General features: G+C 65.8%; 15 protein-coding genes and 1 pseudogene. 6 read left to right on the top strand and 10 right to left on the bottom strand.

The window, feature by feature from the left end:
* The gene (locus G6N60_RS09120) at nucleotides 1–456 is read left to right on the top strand and encodes a nitroreductase family deazaflavin-dependent oxidoreductase (RefSeq protein ID WP_163735550.1); all 456 of its coding nucleotides are present in this window, start codon (nucleotides 1–3) and stop codon (nucleotides 454–456) included.
* Nucleotides 453–1,052 (top strand): TetR/AcrR family transcriptional regulator, encoded by a 600-nt coding sequence (locus G6N60_RS09115; protein WP_163735547.1) that lies wholly within the window; start codon nucleotides 453–455, stop codon nucleotides 1,050–1,052. Before G6N60_RS09120 ends, G6N60_RS09115 begins: the two co-directional genes overlap by 4 nt.
* Before the next feature lie 74 nt (nucleotides 1,053–1,126).
* Here G6N60_RS09115 and G6N60_RS09110 read toward each other — a convergent pair whose 3' ends face one another.
* Entirely contained in the window at nucleotides 1,127–1,888 is a 762-nt protein-coding gene (locus tag G6N60_RS09110) for an SDR family NAD(P)-dependent oxidoreductase (protein ID WP_163735544.1), read from the bottom strand.
* Between the two features lie 29 nt (nucleotides 1,889–1,917).
* Nucleotides 1,918–2,544 (bottom strand): TetR/AcrR family transcriptional regulator, encoded by a 627-nt coding sequence (locus G6N60_RS09105; RefSeq protein WP_163735542.1) that lies wholly within the window; start codon nucleotides 2,542–2,544, stop codon nucleotides 1,918–1,920.
* Between the two features lie 171 nt (nucleotides 2,545–2,715).
* Here G6N60_RS09105 and G6N60_RS09100 point away from each other — a divergent pair, with 171 nt between their 5' ends.
* Both G6N60_RS09100 and G6N60_RS09095 read left to right on the top strand, forming a co-directional pair.
* On the top strand, nucleotides 2,716–3,651 hold the full coding sequence (locus G6N60_RS09100; protein ID WP_163735539.1) for a phytanoyl-CoA dioxygenase family protein: 936 nt from the start codon (nucleotides 2,716–2,718) through the stop codon (nucleotides 3,649–3,651).
* Nucleotides 3,652–3,749: 98 nt separating this feature from the next.
* Complete coding sequence (locus tag G6N60_RS09095; RefSeq protein ID WP_163735536.1) at nucleotides 3,750–4,484, top strand: glutamine amidotransferase; 735 nt, start codon at nucleotides 3,750–3,752, stop codon at nucleotides 4,482–4,484.
* 16 nt (nucleotides 4,485–4,500) lie between these two features.
* Here G6N60_RS09095 and fumC read toward each other — a convergent pair whose 3' ends face one another.
* From fumC to G6N60_RS09075, 4 genes and pseudogenes are all read right to left on the bottom strand, one after another.
* Complete coding sequence (gene fumC / locus G6N60_RS09090; RefSeq protein ID WP_163735533.1) at nucleotides 4,501–5,973, bottom strand: class II fumarate hydratase; 1,473 nt, start codon at nucleotides 5,971–5,973, stop codon at nucleotides 4,501–4,503.
* A gap of 62 nt (nucleotides 5,974–6,035) precedes the next feature.
* Nucleotides 6,036–7,661 (bottom strand): annotated as a pseudogene (locus G6N60_RS09085) (NAD-dependent malic enzyme); the annotation flags it as partial.
* A 58-nt stretch (nucleotides 7,662–7,719) separates the two neighbouring features.
* The gene (locus tag G6N60_RS09080) at nucleotides 7,720–8,610 is read right to left on the bottom strand and encodes an SDR family oxidoreductase (protein WP_163735527.1); all 891 of its coding nucleotides are present in this window, start codon (nucleotides 8,608–8,610) and stop codon (nucleotides 7,720–7,722) included.
* Nucleotides 8,611–8,752: 142 nt separating this feature from the next.
* A complete protein-coding gene (locus G6N60_RS09075) occupies nucleotides 8,753–9,175 on the bottom strand; it encodes a tautomerase family protein (RefSeq protein ID WP_163735524.1) in 423 nt (140 codons plus the stop codon).
* Between the two features lie 269 nt (nucleotides 9,176–9,444).
* Here G6N60_RS09075 and G6N60_RS09070 point away from each other — a divergent pair, with 269 nt between their 5' ends.
* Entirely contained in the window at nucleotides 9,445–10,332 is an 888-nt protein-coding gene (locus G6N60_RS09070) for a LysR family transcriptional regulator (protein WP_246240500.1), read from the top strand.
* 64 nt (nucleotides 10,333–10,396) lie between these two features.
* Here the strand turns inward: G6N60_RS09070 and G6N60_RS09065 are convergent, their stop codons facing one another.
* Together G6N60_RS09065 and G6N60_RS09060 are read right to left on the bottom strand one after the other, a co-directional pair.
* Nucleotides 10,397–12,121, bottom strand: coding sequence for an HAL/PAL/TAL family ammonia-lyase (locus G6N60_RS09065; protein WP_163735517.1), 1,725 nt, complete (start codon nucleotides 12,119–12,121; stop codon nucleotides 10,397–10,399).
* Nucleotides 12,122–12,244: 123 nt separating this feature from the next.
* Entirely contained in the window at nucleotides 12,245–12,496 is a 252-nt protein-coding gene (locus G6N60_RS09060; protein WP_163735513.1) for a hypothetical protein, read from the bottom strand.
* A gap of 713 nt (nucleotides 12,497–13,209) precedes the next feature.
* Here G6N60_RS09060 and G6N60_RS09055 point away from each other — a divergent pair.
* Nucleotides 13,210–14,406: a helix-turn-helix domain-containing protein gene (locus G6N60_RS09055; protein ID WP_163735510.1), complete on the top strand. Its 1,197-nt coding sequence runs from the start codon at nucleotides 13,210–13,212 to the stop codon at nucleotides 14,404–14,406.
* An 18-nt stretch (nucleotides 14,407–14,424) separates the two neighbouring features.
* On the opposite strand, the gene G6N60_RS09050 is transcribed toward G6N60_RS09055, so the two are convergent.
* Together G6N60_RS09050 and G6N60_RS09045 are read right to left on the bottom strand one after the other, a co-directional pair.
* Nucleotides 14,425–15,177, bottom strand: coding sequence for an alpha/beta fold hydrolase (locus G6N60_RS09050; protein ID WP_163735507.1), 753 nt, complete (start codon nucleotides 15,175–15,177; stop codon nucleotides 14,425–14,427).
* Nucleotides 15,178–15,250: 73 nt separating this feature from the next.
* Nucleotides 15,251–15,673 (bottom strand): SRPBCC family protein, encoded by a 423-nt coding sequence (locus G6N60_RS09045; protein ID WP_163735503.1) that lies wholly within the window; start codon nucleotides 15,671–15,673, stop codon nucleotides 15,251–15,253.
* Between the last annotated feature and the right edge of the window lie 13 nt (nucleotides 15,674–15,686).

The raw sequence follows: 15,686 nt of genomic DNA, 5'->3' as shown, positions 1-15,686 counted from the left end.
ATGAACGACACCTATGAGCCCAGCCCCAGTGATCGGGTCCGCGAGCAGGTCGCGCTCTATGAAGCCACCGATGGCCGAGAGGGTGGGACGTTGGAGGATCGGCCGGTGGTCATCTTGACCACCATCGGCGCCAAGACGGGCAGCATCCGCAAGAACCCGGTGATGCGCATCAAGGAGGGTGACACCTACGTGGCCGTCGCTTCGGCGGCAGGTGCCCCCAGCCACCCGGCCTGGTACCGCAATCTCGTCGCCCACCCGCAGGTGACGCTGCAGGACGGCGCGACGGTGTACCACCTGCGGGCGCGGGAAGCGCAGGGCGACGAGAAGGCACATTGGTGGGAGGTCGCCGAACGCTTCTGGCCGCACTTCCCCGAATACCGCGCCAAGGCCGGCAGCCGCGAGATCCCGGTGATGCTGCTGGAGCCCACCGACGCGTCGGGAGAGGAGCGCTCGTGACCTCGACTGCTCGACCGCGGCGCTCCGCGCGGGATCGCCTGCTCGAGGCGGCGAACGAACTCTTCTACGACGAAGGCGTTCAGACCGTCGGCATCGACCGGGTCATCGAACGCGCCGGGGTAGCGAAGGCGTCGCTGTACAACACCTTTGGCAGCAAGGAAGAACTGGTTCAGGCGTATCTGGAATCCCGCCACGCGGGCACCCTCGCGCGTCTCACCGCCGCCATCGAAGAGCACACCGACCCCACCGCACGCATCTTCGCCGTGTTCGACGCCCAGGCCGACATCGTCTCCCAGCCCAGCTTCCGTGGCTGCGCCTTCATGTCGGCGAGCGCCGAGGCTCCGCCGGGCGGAATGATCGAAGACGCCGTCCAGTCCTACCGCGCCGACCTGCGCGACGTGTTCGTCGGCTTGGCCAAGGATGCCGGGGCGCCAGACCCCATCCGGCTGGGGCGTCAGCTGCACCTCGTCTACGACGGCGTCATCATCGCCGCGCAGATGGACCGCGACCCTTCGATTGCCGCCGCGGCCCGCGCCGCAGTCGGCGAATTACTTACGGCTGCCTCGTCATCCACGGTCGGCGGGGACGAACGATGACTCACGCGGACCTCCTGGGCACACGAGTCGCCGGGCATGTGGTCCGCGGACGGCATGCGACCGAGGCCGGCAGTTCACCGCGCCGTGAAACCGCCGTCGAGTAGGAGGCAACTCCCGGTCGCGAACGAGCTGTCGTCGCTGGCGAGGAACAGCGCCCCCTTGGCGATCTCCCGAGGATCGGCCACCCGCAGCATGGGCGCCCAGGTCGCCTGCTCGGCGGCGGTCTTGGCGGGGTCGGCGCTGTCGTCCACCTCGGACTGGAGAAGCGGGGTACGGGTGATTCCCGGGCACAGCGCATTGACGCGAATGCCGTACCGAACCAGGTCCAGCGCAATGGATTTGGTGAACATGACGACGGCCCCCTTGCTCGCGTTGTAGGCCGGTGACTCCGGCACCGCCACGAATGCCATCTCGGATCCGAGCGTCACGATCGTGCCGCCGCCCGCGCCCTTGAGGTGCGGGATGGCGTGCTTGATGACGGTGAACATGCCCTTCACGTTCGTCGCCAGCACGGCGTCCCATTCTGCTTCGTCCAGGTTCTCGATGGATCTGACGCTGGTGATGCCGGCGTTGCAGACCACGACGTCCAGTCCGCCGAACTCGTCGACCACCGCCTGCACCATGCGGCCGGCGTCGACCATGCTGCGCACGTCCCCCTCCACGGCGCGTACCGACCCATGAGCGGCGAGCTCTCCTTGCGCGGCGGCCAGCTTGGCAGAGTCGACGTCCGCGATGACGGTGCTGGCACCGTTCTCGAGGAACAGCTGCGCGATGGCGTATCCGATCCCCGAGGCACCCCCGGTGACGAGTACCCGCTTGCCTTCGAGCTTTCCCACCGCGGCCTCCCATCGACGATCGTCGACGTTCAGACTAGGTAGTGCTCGAGATATTCGACACTCGCGCGACACATTTCGGCGACCACGTCCTTGTCGCCGCACGGGTCGTTGCGATAGGCGACGTCGAGGCCCTTGTCGAGCATGCCGACGAAGATCTGGGTCACGACCCCGAGGGGTACGTCGGGGGCGTCGGGCCGGACCGCGGTGATCGTGGCGGCGAGATACTCGGCCAGGGCGTCGTCGTGCAACCGGTTGGCGCGCAGCATGCGGCCGCTGAAGTCCGCGGAGAACCACAGGGACCGAAAACCCGGCGAGGCGTCGAAGAAGTCGATGACGATCTCGAGGCCAGCCTTGACCCGCTCCCGCCAGTTCGGGCCCGAAAGGCTGAAACCCGCTGCCTCCCAACGCTTGTCGAGCTCGATCAACCCGCTCACCATCAGCTCCTCGAGGAGGCCCTGGCGGTCGTCGAAGAAGTTGTACAGCCAGCCGATGGACACCTCGGCGCGTCCCGCGACGGCGGTCGTCGTGACGGCCTCGGCTCCACTCTCGTCCAGGAGTGCGGCGGTGGCCTGCATGACCCGGCTCATCTTGTCCTGGCTGCGCGACTGAGCGGCCGAACGCCGGGCCCCGACGTGGGAGAAGGCCGCAAACGTCACCTGTGACAACGACCCTTCACTAACGCGGTCGTTACGGGCGCGCAAAGACGGAGAAACGTGAAACTGTTTCACTTTCATCGTCTACCCACTCCGCCTCATCGGCGAGGCTGTCAGCGCGGTTCGCACGCACGTCACCTTACCTGCCAGCAACACACCGATCGGAGTTGCCGAATGCCCAAGTACCATCTGCCCCCCACCGCCACGTCAGCCGAGGTCTCGGCAGCGATCCGCGCCGACGGCTTCGTCATCGTCGACAACCTGGTCTCCGACGAGGTGATGGATCGCGTCGCCGAGCAACTCGACGAGTACATCGACGTGACGCCACTCGGCGGTGACGACTTCATCGGCAGACTGACCCGACGCACGGGCTCGCTCATCTCGCGTTCGGAGGCCAGCCGCGAGTTGGTCACCCACCCACTGGTTCTCGACACCACTGCGGATCTGCTGCACAAGGCGACGGCCTACCAGTTGCACCTCACCCAGGTGATCACCGTCCTTCCCGGCGAGACGCATCAGCCGCTGCACCGCGACGAGATGGCGTGGGACTTCTTTCCCTTCCCCCTCGACTACGACGTGCAGTGCAACACCATGTGGGCGATGACCGACTTCACCGAGGAGAACGGTGCAACCCGCATCGTGCCGGGCAGTCACCTGCTCGAGGGCAAGCAGACCTACGAGGATGACGACCCCAGGATCATTCGCGCCGAGATGGAACGCGGTTCGATGTTCTTCTACTCCGGCAAGGTGTATCACGGTGCGGCGGCCAATGTCTCGGACAAGGTGCGCCAAGGCATCAACATCACCTACTGCGTCGGCTGGGTCCGGCAGGAGGAGAACCAGTACCTCTCGACGCCCATCGAGGTCGCGCGCACGCTCGACGACGACCTGCTCAAACTCATGGGTTACAAGATGGGCGGGTTGGCCGTCGGATACATCCGCGACTTCGAAGACCCGATGGCAGCGATTCGCGACGACATGCCCAAGAAGCAGTACGACCTTGCGGCCCTGACCAAGAAGTCGGACCACGCCAACTCCGAATTCATGGACTCGTTCCACGACGAATTGATCAACGCGGAAACCCCCGTGGCAGCGGGAGGCGTCTCGTGATCACCCCTCCCGCACCCGACTGACGGTTTCGACGAAACCGACCCCGACGTCCGCGCAGCGCCGAGGTGCTGCACACCGTCTCCGCGACAGGGAGTTCGATGGCCACCGTTCTGCTCATCGGCGAGAGCTGGTTCACCCAGCTGATGGAGGTCAAGGGCTTCGACTCCTTCACCGTCAGCGGGTACGAGGTCGGCACGCAATGGATCGAGCCGGCACTCACCGGCGCCGGCCACGTCTTTCGCCATCTGCCATCGCATCTGGTGGACGGTGCGTGGCCCGACCTCTCCGACGTCGACGTCGTGTTGGTCAGCGATTGCGGCGCCAACACGTTCCTGCTGGGCACCGCGACGTTCACCGGCGGGGAGCCGGCCCCCAACAAGTTGATTGAGCTCGTCGAATTCGTCCGCGGCGGAGGCGGTCTCGGCATGATCGGCGGTTATCTGTCGTTCAGCGGGATCGACGCCAAGGCCCAGTTCGCGGGATCGCCTCTCGCCGACGTCCTGCCCGTCGTGATCGGGCGCACCGACGACCGAGTCGAAGTCCCGCAGGGCGTGAACCCGGTCGCGACCCAGCCCGATCACGTCGCACTCGGCGGCGCAACGACTTTCGGGCCGCTGCTCGGCTACAACCAGGTTGGGGCTCGACCCGAAGCCGACGTGCTCGCGGTGTGTGGCGACGACCCACTCGTCGCCCTGTGGGAGGTCGGGGCGGGACGGGCCTTCGCGTACACCAGTGACTGCGGTCCGCACTGGGCCTCGCGCACCTACGCCGACTCGGCCGACTACGCACTGCTGTGGCAAGGCCTCGTCGGCTGGGCCGCAGGCACGAGGTGAGACGAAACGTCCTGAACTACGCCCCCTGCACGCCGTCTCCGACGAGCTTGCGGGGGTCGACCACGTCGTCGAAGGTCTTCTCGTCGACGGCGCCCGACTTCAGTGCTGCCTCCTTGAGCGTGGAACCGTCGGCGTTGGCCGTCTCGGCGATCTGTGCGGCCGCGTTGTAGCCGATGACCGGCGCGAGCGCGGTGACGAGCATCAGCGAGTCGCCGACGGCGGCGTCGATGCGCGAACGGTTCAGCTCGGTGCCCTCGATGGAATAGGTGCGCATCTTGTCGCACACGTCCCCGATGATGCGAATCGAGTGCAGCGCATTGTTGATGATGATCGGGCGCATCGCGTTGAGCTCGAAATTGCCTTGGCTGCCGGCGAACCCGACGGCGTTGTCCTCGCCCATCACCTGGATGCAGACCATCACCATCGCCTCGCACTGAGTGGGGTTGACCTTGCCCGGCATGATCGAACTGCCCGGCTCGTTCTGGGGAAGCAACAGCTCACCCAGACCGCAGCGCGGACCCGAGGCGAGCCAGCGCATGTCATTGGCGACCTTCATCAGGGCGACCGCGACACCGCGCACCGCCGCCATCGCCGCGACCATCGCGTCGAGCGATCCTTGCGCCGCGAACTTGTTGGGTGCGGTGACGAACGGCTCGTCGGTGAGGTCGGCGATGACCTTGGCGATGTCGGCCGAAAAGCCCTCGGGCGCATTGAGTCCGGTGCCCACCGCGGTGCCGCCGCAGGCCAGCCGGTACAACCCGTCCAGCGAGCGGTGCACGTTCTCCATCGCGTCGCGCACCTGGGCGGCGTAACCCGACCACTCTTGACCGACCGTGAGCGGCACGGCGTCCTGCAGATGAGTGCGGCCGGTCTTCACCACGTCCATCCATTGATTCGCCTTGGCCTCGATCGCGGTGGCGAAGCGGTCCAGCGCGGGCAGCAGGTGCTCGGTCAGTGCGAACACCGTGGCGATGTGCATGGCGGTGGGAAAGCTGTCATTGGACGACTGGCCCATGTTGACGTGGTCGTTGGGGTGGATCGGGGTCTGCGAACCCAACGTGCCGCCCAGCAGTTGGATCGCACGATTGGCGATGACCTCGTTGACGTTCATGTTGGACTGCGTCCCCGACCCCGTCTGCCAGACGTAGAGCGGGAAGTGGTCGTCGAGCTTGCCGGCGATGACCTCATCAGCGGCGGCGATGATCGCATCGGCGCGCCACTGCTCGAGCCGGCCCGCCCTGGCGTTGACGAGCGCAGCGGCCTTCTTGACGTAACCGTAGGCGTGGTAGACCGCCGCGGGCATGTGGTCGTCGCCGATCGAGAAGTGCTGCAGCGAGCGCTGTGTCTGGGCGCCCCAGTACCGGTCGGCGGGGACCTCGACGTCACCCATCGAGTCGAATTCCTTGCGGTGCCCGGTCGCATCGATGCCAACCGGCATCTCCTCGATCGTCTCGTGGGTGGCAGAGTCCTTGGTCTCTTCACGAGCCATCTGCTGCTCCTCGCCGTGCGGACGGTGATTCTGATTGCAAGCCAACGGTTTTGGTACCGGTGTCAGTAGGTGGGAGTGTAGGTCAGGCCCTTGATCCAGGAGCGGATGTCGTCGGGCCGGTCGACGGTCGCGAGGCCGCGGTCGAAGATGTGCTCGGCGATGCGCGTGGCCGTCGTGATCTCGACTTCGAGGATCCTGTCTTGGTTGGGGAACAGCATTCCCGCATCCCGCGATGCCTGGTCGATTTGATCTGCCGAGCCGCGTGCCCCAGCGATCCACATCTGGTCGTCGATGCGCGTCGGCTTGGTCGCATATATGGCCAGACCGAAGGCCGGAAAGACGTAGAAGTTGTTGGCCTGTCCCGGGTGGAAGGTCTTCCCGTCGATGGTGACGTCGGGGAACTGCACGCCGGCGGCGAAGAGCGCCTTGCCGTCGGTCCATTCGTAGGCCTGCTGGGCAGTGCACTCCGCCTTGTCGGTGGGGTTGGACAGCGGAAAGATGATGGGGCGATCGGTGTTGGCGGCGACTCCCTTGACGACCTCCTCGCTGAACAGGCCCTGGGTCGTGCTGACACCGATGAGAACCGTCGGCTGAAACGACGCCACCGCTTCGGCCAAACTCCGAGTCGCGGGAAGGTCCTTGGCATAGACCTGCTGAGACGGGCTCAGGTCATCGCGGGTGGCGTCGAGGAAGCCGTTCACGTCGAACATGGCGATGCGTCCGCGAGCGTCGTCTCGTGAGGAGCCCTCGTCGATCATCGCTTCGACGATCATGCTGGCGATGCCGATTGCCGCCGATCCCGCACCGGCGAACATGATCTGCTGATCGGCCAACGTCTCGTCCTTGATCTGCAGCGCCGTCGTGAGCCCGGCGATGGTGACGCTGGCCGTACCCTGGATGTCGTCGTTGTAGACGAGGTATTGGCCTTGGTACCGAGCGAGCAGCCGGATCGCGTCGGTGCCCTTCCAATCCTCGAAATGCACGCAGACGCCGGGGAAGACCTCGGTGGCGGCGGCCATGAACTCGTCGACGAGCGCGTCGAGCTCATCGTCGGACGGGGGTGTCTCACGAAGCCCGGTGTAGAGCGGGTCGGCGCGCAGCGCGGCGTTGGTGGTGCCGATGTCGAAGTGTATGGGCAGCAAGCATTCTGGCGGCACCGCCGCGCACGCCGTATAGAGCTGGAGCTTGCCGATCGGGATGGGGGCACCATTGGCCCCGATGTCCCCGAGACCCAGGATGCGCCCGCCGGAGGTGACACAGATGAACCGAATGTCTCGCGTGGGCCAGTTGGCCAACACCTCGGCGAATCGCCCCTGCATCTTCTTGGTCAAATACATCCCTTGGGGCCGGCGATAGATGTGGCCGTAGGTCAGGCAGGCATCGGCGATGGTGGGGTCGTAGACGATCGGGATGAAGCGCGCCGGATCGCTCATCAACAACGCGTAGAAGAGCGTTGAATTGCGGTCGCACAATTCCTGGAGATAGATGTAGCGCTCCAAGTCACTCGGCTTGGCCGCGAGATGGTCCAGTGCGCGTTCGACGTGCACGTCCAGCGTGTCGACGGCAGCAGGCAACAGGCCTTCGAGGTGCAGGGCGGACCGCTCCTCGGCAGAGAAGCCAGTTCCCTTGTTCAGTGCTCTATCGAGCAGGACCTGCAGACCGACACGAGGGTGCTCGCTCATCGCATTCTCCTCTTTTCGGAACTCTCGCGTGGCTCCGCGACGTCGGCCAGGCGGCGTGTCCTCGTCACGGGGCGGGGATGGGGTCTTGGTCGTCGCGCAGTTGCTCGGGAGTCATGTCGAAGGACTTCTGAATACCGTCGTTGCGGGTCCCCAGCCCATCGGTGGTCTTCTTGGTCCACGGCGCCTCGATGAGCTTCTTGGTCTCCTCGATCATCGACGTGGGCTCCAGGTTGCGGTAGCTGTCGATCTCGCCGGCGGCGAGGGCGGTCAACGTGGCGTACACGGGCTCGGGGTTGAATTGCGCCCGAGGGAAGGCGAGTGTGGCGTAGTCGAACAACCGCTGCTCTGGGTCGTCCTCCCAGCTCTCCCACGTCTGGAAGATGCGATCGTTGAAACCGGTCAGGAACGGCCCCGGATTCATCGTCGCCACTTCCACGCCGAATTCCTGCAGCTCGTCCTTCATGCTCTCGGCGATGGCCTCCACGGCGTGCTTGGACGCGGAGTACAGACCGGTGAACGGGTTGACGTTGAGCCCTTCTCGCGAGGACACCCAGATGATGCGTCCGGACCCACGCTTGGCCATCTGCTTGGCGATGCCCTGGGTCAGCAGCAGCGGTCCGGTGACGTTGACCTCGAACTGATGGCGGATGTTGGCGGCGGGAATGTCGACCGTGGAACCGCCCTCGCCGACACCGGCGTTGTTGACCAGGATCTCGATGCCCCAGTCCAGCGCCTTGCGGCGGTCACCGGAATGGGTGACGTCGAGCTTCTCCACCTGAAGACTCACCCCGCGTTCGGCGGCCTGCCGCTTGAGGGTCTGCACCTGACCGTAGATCTCGACGGCAGCGACCACGTCGAAGCCCTTCTCGGCCAGTCGCATCGCGACCTCGTAACCAAAGCCGGTGCCGGCTCCGGTGATGAGCACCTTCTTCAAAGTCGTTGCGGGACTTGCCATGACGCGTCCTTTCCGGGTCGAAGAGCGCCGACCGACTGCCGGCGCCAGTCCAGCGTCCTACCAATGTGCCCGCAATGGGCAGAAATGGTCGGACGGAGGCGGTCCACCGCGGTGGGCTCCGCGAGGACCGAAGCAGCTGTCGTCAGTCCGGGATGGAATTGGGGTCGAGGCGGTCGGAAGGCACACCTCTGACATAGGTCGCCACCCCCAGACCCATGGAGAAGTCCGCGGGCTGAACCGTCACGAGGTTGAAGAACACGTCCTCGGGCCGCACCTGCAGCTTGTCCTGCAAATCGTCGACGACGGCACGGTAGAAGTCTGCCTTCTGCTCGGCGCTGGCGACGTCGAGGAAGATCAACTGGATGAAGATGCAGTTCTCGGAACGGTAGATGCCGAGATAGTCGGCATCGAAGAGGAAGTTCTCCGCCTCGTGCTCGTGAATGGTCTGAAATCGATCCTCGGGGACGCCGAGGCATTCGATCATCCTGTCGTACACGACGTCTGCGATGGTGCGGCGATAATGCGCTGACTTGCCCTTGATGAGATCGATACGAGCCAGCGGCATGGATACTCCTTCACGAGTTGGCAGCGCGTCGCCCGCATGTCACAGTCACTGACGTCTGCCCCCAGGCAGACAACGGGACGTGCTGGGCCGTGAATAGCGGTATGAACCCAGGGCGACCGTCGACACGGCGGCGTGCGAGGTCGGAAAGGGCTCGATGTGAAATTAGGTCGACCAACGACGGATTCTCAATGCCCAGATGCGCACACGGAGCCCGCAATAATGCACGCGACGGCGAGCCAGGGATTGCTGCGTTGAATGACCCACGGTCGGTGCGAGCCGATGACCTGCGCTATCTCGCGGCCGTCGCCGACACCGGTCGGTTGACCTCGGCGGCAAAGCACCTGGGTGTCGATCACTCGACGGTGTCGCGGCGCCTGCAGGCGCTCGAACAAACCCTGGGCGCCCGATTGCTGGCCCGCGTCGACGGGGGGTGGGTACTCACCGAGCCGGGCCGCGCCGTCGTCGAGCACGCGAGGTCGATCGAGCGCGCCGTTGGGCTCGCCGCGCACGCCGCCCGTTCGTCGGAGCCACCAGCGCTGGCGGGCACCGTCAGGATCACCGCGGCAGACGGCTTTGGCACTCTCTTCGTCACTCCGGCAATGGCGCGTGTCCGCCAGCAGCACCCAGGACTTCGCATTGAATTGGCGACGGGCGCGCGGGAGCTGACCCTGCGCGACACGACGTTCGACGTCGCCGTGACTCCCGGACCGCCGCCGGCCTCGACCCGGCTGCACACCGAATTGCTCTGTGAATACGACAATGCGTTCTACGCGAGTGAGAAATATCTTGCAGAGCATGGCAACCCGAGTTCCGTGGCCGAACTCGCCGAGCACCCCATCATCTCGTTCGTCGAGGAATTGGAGAAGGTGCGCGAAATAGACTTGGCGTCCATCCTTCCCAACGTTTCCCTGGGTTTCAGTTCGACGAATATCTTCGCCCAGCTCGAGGCCACCCGCCAAGGCATCGGAATTGGACTTCTGGGCAAGTTCGTTGCGCACACCGCGCCAGAATTGCAGCAGGTCGCGACCTACCTGCGGCCCACTCGAGTAGCAGTCCTCTTGGCGGCTCGCCGGGATGCGCTGAAGCGGCCGGAAATACAAGTCGTGCGGGATGCACTCCACCGGGAGGTGCGGGTCCGACGCGACGAGCTCGTCTAGGCACGGCAGGCTGCGGTGCGCGCACGACTCGGACGCCCGCCGGTACTCGATACCCGGCCCACCGTCAGGTGTCGTCGGGTCCTTGGAGGAACGCCACCGACCGGGCGACGTCGGGGCTGAGATTGCGGTCCGCGTCCAGGAACGGCACCACTCGGCGGTACGCCTCGAAGAACGGCCGGGTTCCCCGACCCAAGGGCAATGCCCCGTTGGTCCGCAGCCGGAGATCGACCGCCTGGGCGGCGTGCATCAACTCCACCGCCAGGATCGCGAACGTATTGTCGGCGATGTCACCAAGATTCGTCGCCGCTGCCGCCGCGTTGGTCGAGGTGTCTTCGATGTCGCCGGCCACCGGGATCACGTCCAGCGACGCCCCCTCGGCCAATCGTCGGTTCCTCGCGCTCAAGTCAGCCGGAATCTTCTGGATGGCGGCGTAGCCGATCATCGACGGGTTGGCGGTGAGAAACCGCGATAGGTGGGTGAATTCGGGTGTGCCGAGACGCAGGATGCGCTCGGTCGCCGTGCTGGACACGTGCGCCAGGGCCGCCGAGAGCGACTCCAGCTGCAACACCCACGCAAGCGGCTCGAAGTTCGCGGTGGGAATCACCGCACCGCGCACGCCGTTGCCGTCGACGTAGTAGGCCCGTTCCTGTGACGCGGCATCCGGCGGTGGAACCGCCCCGATGAGCACGGTGGGATTGTCATCGGCACTGTTGAGCTGGGTCTGCAACAGATTCACGAGGCGCGCGAGGTCGTCCTCGGCGCTGCCGGACACCTGACTGAACGTCCGGTAGCTCAACGGATCTTGAAGCGCGCGTGCAGGATCCACCGAGTAAAGGAAGCTGCCGCGGAGTTCGTCGCGCACGGCCGCGGCGGCAGCCGCCTGCCCAGGGAAGGCCCGCACCTGCTGCACCTCGGCGAGGAACGGCGCCACGTTGCCGTTGAGCCCCTCCATGCTCAGCGCGAAGACTTGCCGCGCCCGTGCCAGCACCGTGCCGGCGTCGTAGGTCGAGAACACCGCGACGGCCGCTGAGTAGGCGTTGGAGCTGAACGTCGACAAGGCGTCCTTGCCGAACGGGGTCACCGGCCGCAACCCCTCGTCGCGCAACGCAGTCGCGGCGGGCACCGTGCGCCCCCGATAGGACACGTCGCCCTCCCCCATCAGCGCCAGACCGACGTGCGCCAGAAGGTCGATGTCCGCCTCGCCGACCGTTCCCTGCGTCGGCACCACCGGGGTGATGCCGCGGTTGAGGAAGTCGACGAGCCCTTGCACGACGACGCCCCGTACGCCGGTGTGCCCGACGAGCATGGCGTTGAGCCGAATGGCCATTGCGGCGCGGACGATCTCGACGCGCGCCGGCGGTCCCGTCGCCGTCGCCTGCACCCGTAACAGGTTGGCGTTGAACGCCTCCGACAGTGATCGTCCTTCGTCGGTGATCTGGCCGCCGGGGAAGACCGTCTTGTCCTTGTTCTCTCCGACGCCGCGCGTCAGGCCGTAGATCGGCTTGTCTTCACGGGCCGCCTCCAATAGGACGTCGAAGGACTGCTGCACCCGTTGCATCGCCGAGGCAGGCATGTCGACGCACGCTCCCCCTCGGCCGATCGCCACCACGTCGGCGATCGTGAGGTGAGCTCCGTCCAGCGTGACGGGGGCGCCGCCGTGCTCGCACGGTATCCGTGCCGCCTGCGTCACCGGCGCGCCCGCCCCGGGACCCATTGCGGCAGCGACCAATACGACGGCGACGGCCCCGATCAGCAGCCGGGAGGCCCCCGATGCACGTCGAACGCTCATGGGCTCTTCCTCCGACCAGACCAACGACGTGCTCGTCGGGGTCAGACGCGCTCCGTGCGGGCAGGCTATCGCGCGCCGAGACCACCGACGATCACGGCGCGCCGCCGATCGGGGGCGCGGCCGTCACCGGGGACTGGCGCCCCTTCGTCGTGCGGGCTTTCGCCGGTACCGCTTATAGGCGTTGCCCCGCGCGATTCCGAGGGCCTCGCCGATGATGGACCAGCTCACCTCGGCGTCGCGGGCAGCCTCCGCTGCAAGGCGAAGGTTGCGGTGCGCCGCTTCGGCTTCCTGCCCGCCAGTGGCCTGCTCACAGGCCTGGCGGGCGCGGATCAAACGCTGCAGTACAGGGTTGTCGTCAACGACGTGGTGCATCATGCGCGGTCCTCATGGCTGAACGGGGTCTGGGCTAGCCTGGGGTTTGCTGACGGTGTACGTCTTCGCGTCAAGGATGACACTGCCAGCGGCAGGATTCAGCCCTTTGACAGGATTGGGCTGGCGGGAAACATTCGAGCGAGCGGGCGCAGAGCAAACAGTGACAAACGGGCCGTCGGCCAGTCGTTAGTCGTTTCCCTCCGCCACGGCTGTTCGACACGAGGGGCGGTCTCAGCTGGCCTAGGACGCCTCAGACGGTCAACGACGTCGTGGGTGATCTGACCGGCATCGTTGGCCCGGACACATCGTTGTGCCGTTGCGCATCTGGGCAAGCTCCAGATTGAGATTTCGGCCGCACAAGTCTTCGGACGGATGCCGGACCCCCGCCTCGGCATCGACGAGGACTCGGTGGGTGTGCGAGTGCATTCGGGTCTCGAACTTTGCATACCGTCGCCGCCCGTTCACTCGACGACACGATGACATGCACCTAAGAGCGCCACCCAGCGATCCCACCCTCGACAGATCTCGGTCTGCTTTGGGCTGCAGCACGAAGATGTCCCATCGCAATCGGCGTTATGCTCGTCTCACCATTCTGGTCCGATGAGTCAACTATCTATGCTCGGCGCGGGGGCAGTTGCCGTCGGTCGAAGTAGCAAGGGGGCCAACATGGTGTTGGCATGGCACCGGCGTGATACCGCGGTACGGAGGATCTGACCGTGACCATCGATGACGACATCGCCCGGTTCGCGGCAGCCGCAGCGGTCGAGATCGACGAGAAGGTCGCGAAGATCCTGCCCACGGTCCGCGCGCGTTCGTCGGCCGACCACCTCGACGACCGCGAGACCGCGTGGGCGTTGACCATGACGCTGCGGGAGCTGTTGGAGGTGTTGCAAGGCCAACACGCCTACGACGCCAGCGCCTTGGACGAGGTCATCTCCCGCCGGTTCGATCAAGGTGTGACTCTGCTGGACTTGCTGCACACCTATCGGATTGGTGTCGCTGCGATCTGGGAGGAGTGGGCCGCGATGGTCGACGACGAACCCGCCGACAGCAAGACGCTGCTCGCGGCGACCCCGCGCATCTTCGAGATGGTCGATCGCATCTCCCAGCGCGCCAACGAGATCTACCGAGATCTGGCCGTGAACAGTGCACGTCGCCGAGAACAGGTGCGCGCGGCTCTGCTCGACGTCCTGTTCGGCGGTGACCCAGCACAAGGGGCGCCCTATTGGGACGCGGTGGGCACATTGGGGATCCCGCGACAAGGGCAGTTCTGCGTGATGGAGGTGACCGCCGCGAACACGACGGTGGTGGAAACCGACTGGGAGAAGATCGTCGCCGGATCGAACGCCGTTGAGGCGGCGTGGTTTCGGCTCGGCCCACGCTCACAGGTCGGCTTGGTCTCGCTGAACGCCAGGAGGTGCGATCTGACCTCACTGGGACAGTCCGTGGCAGAGCGTGCCTCGGCGACGGTGGGATTGAGTGCCCCCTTTCGCGCGGTGTCGGACTGTCGACGAGCGCGTGTGCAGGCAGCTACTGCTGCTGCGGCGACGTCGACACAGCGACCCGTGATGCGTTACGGCCAGGACGTGCTGGACGTCTTGATGGCGAGCTCGCCGGAGGCCGCGAACAGCCTGATCGACGCCACCATCGGCAGCGTCTTGCAGCTTCCGGCGGATCGGGCCCTGCCCCTCATCGAGACGGTACGGGCGTGGCTGGAGAACGAACAGTCGGTGGCGTCGACGGCAGTGGTGATGCACTGTCACCGCAATACCGTCAATTACCGGCTCCGGCGGTTCGAGGCGTTGAGCGGACGATCGCTGTCCGACAACACCTGGCTCGCACAGGTACTGCTCGCCGTCAGGAGCCCCGGGTTGACCCTGTCCGATGCGAAGGGCACACGCGAACGCGAGTGAACCGCCCCCGACCGGCGGTCACCGAGAGCCCCAAAAGTGGTGGAGGGCGGTGGCCGCACGCCGCGGCTCCTGGGCGAACCACCAGTGACCCAGCCCTGGTAACTCCGCCACCCGTGCGCCTGCGCGGCGGGCCGAGCGCACGACGTCCTCCCGGGTCCCCGAGTTGTGGTCTTCGGTGGGGTGGATGGCCAGTCCTGGGCGTGCTGCCGCTGCGGGCAACGACCCCGCTGCTTCGGCCATCGCAGGCTGAATCGCGGATCGGTAGAGCGACAGAATGCATCGACTCATGGTGGCGTCGATCGCACATTCGAGACGGCCGGCAAGGTGTCGCGGCATGCCCTGGCCGCATAGATAGGCGATGCGCTCGTCATCAGACATGGACACCAGTGCACTCAATGCCTGCTCGCCCGCGCCGGGTCGTTGCCATCGTCGCGCCAACGGATGCCACCGGTACCCGGGGTCGAAGATGCCCACGACGTCCGACACCCAGGACTCGATGAGGTCAGGCCTGGTCATGGCTACCCCCACGACGTGCAGACCGCCCCAATCGTGCCCCACCAGCCGCACCGGTTCACCGAGCGATTCGAGCTCGTCGATCAGCCACCGGACATAGCCTTCACGCGTGGGCTCGAATCCTTGCGGGATGGGGACGCCAAACCCCGGCGGCGACAGCCGAATTGGTGCAACAACGCCGCCCTCGCACAATGCCGCGACCAGCTCGTCCCACACCAGCGACGTCTCGGGCACCCCGTGAACCAGTACTACCGTCACGGCGTCCTCCCGAGATGACAGATCACGTCGCCGTCGAGCGCTCATCGGCGTGTCTCCTAAGCAGAGCGCCAACCTAACCCAATGCGTGTGTCGCCGAACCTGATTCGACATAGTCGCGAAGTCGGCCGATGAGGATTCCCCACAGGGTGTTGCAGGTGGGGATGGCGTCATCCTCCTCGCTCCACCCATCGTGATCGACCTCCACGGCCGTCCGACCGTCATCGGTCTCGGAGAGCCGGTGCATGACTCGGGTTCCGGCCGATGATCCGGGGCCGGACACGCACTCCCACTCCGCGGACGTCCCGGGGTTTTGACTCAGCAACTTCCAACGGAACACCTCGCCGTCGGCTGCCTCGGCGACGATCTCTTCGTGGACCGCGAGCTCACCGGTGACCCGAGGGGCATACCAGCCCTGCAGACCCTTCGTCGTCGCGATGGCCTCGAACACCTCGTCGCGGGGTGCGCGGATCCGGATGGCATGCGAAATCGTGGACATGTGGTTCTCCTCC

This window comes from Mycolicibacterium madagascariense (assembly GCF_010729665.1).
In the GTDB taxonomy this organism is placed as follows: domain Bacteria; phylum Actinomycetota; class Actinomycetes; order Mycobacteriales; family Mycobacteriaceae; genus Mycobacterium; species Mycobacterium madagascariense.
This window is presented reverse-complemented; position numbering and strand designations above follow the sequence as displayed.

Excerpts from the sequence above, each read along its gene's own strand:
- G6N60_RS09075 (WP_163735524.1), bottom strand. The coding sequence starts at position 9,175 with ATGCCGCTGGCTCGTATCGATCTCATCAAGGGCAAGTCAGCGCATTAT.
- G6N60_RS09045 (WP_163735503.1), bottom strand. The coding sequence starts at position 15,673 with ATGTCCACGATTTCGCATGCCATCCGGATCCGCGCACCCCGCGACGAG.
- G6N60_RS09100 (WP_163735539.1), top strand. The coding sequence starts at position 2,716 with ATGCCCAAGTACCATCTGCCCCCCACCGCCACGTCAGCCGAGGTCTCG.
- fumC (WP_163735533.1), bottom strand. The coding sequence starts at position 5,973 with ATGGCTCGTGAAGAGACCAAGGACTCTGCCACCCACGAGACGATCGAG.
- G6N60_RS09120 (WP_163735550.1), top strand. The coding sequence starts at position 1 with ATGAACGACACCTATGAGCCCAGCCCCAGTGATCGGGTCCGCGAGCAG.
- G6N60_RS09095 (WP_163735536.1), top strand. The coding sequence starts at position 3,750 with ATGGCCACCGTTCTGCTCATCGGCGAGAGCTGGTTCACCCAGCTGATG.
- G6N60_RS09080 (WP_163735527.1), bottom strand. The coding sequence starts at position 8,610 with ATGGCAAGTCCCGCAACGACTTTGAAGAAGGTGCTCATCACCGGAGCC.
- G6N60_RS09065 (WP_163735517.1), bottom strand. The coding sequence starts at position 12,121 with ATGAGCGTTCGACGTGCATCGGGGGCCTCCCGGCTGCTGATCGGGGCC.
- G6N60_RS09060 (WP_163735513.1), bottom strand. The coding sequence starts at position 12,496 with ATGATGCACCACGTCGTTGACGACAACCCTGTACTGCAGCGTTTGATC.